The sequence below is a fragment of the Croceitalea vernalis genome, from assembly GCF_031846405.1.
Lineage (GTDB): Bacteria > Bacteroidota > Bacteroidia > Flavobacteriales > Flavobacteriaceae > Croceitalea > Croceitalea vernalis.
Map to the genome: position 1 here is coordinate 1 of NZ_JAVRHU010000032.1, position 281 is coordinate 281.

A 281-nucleotide genomic window follows, 5' to 3' on the forward strand; every position below is an offset into this window, starting at 1 on the left:
AGTCGCTAACAGCAACCCCTTCTGTTGGGTCGTTGGCATCATTATCAGTAATGGTACCTACGGCAGTATCATCCAGCATGTTAATACCAGCAGGCGGAGTAGCATCAAAAGCAAGTGTAATATCTAAAGTTTCCGTTGCTTCGATAAGCATATCGTCCACGATGTTGATAGTCACTACAAGAGAAGACCCTGTTGCTGTTCCGGCAGGGAATGTTACGAAGGTATCTGTATTAGCTACCGTATAATCATCAGGATTAATAGCTGAGTTATCGGTTACATTG

At 43.4% G+C, this 281-nt stretch carries 1 protein-coding gene; it reads right to left on the minus strand.

Annotation, left to right across the window (positions count from 1 at the left end; all coding sequences use genetic code 11):
- A partial coding sequence (locus tag RM520_RS15280; protein WP_311388577.1) for a hypothetical protein occupies window positions 1-281 on the minus strand: 281 nt, incomplete at both ends.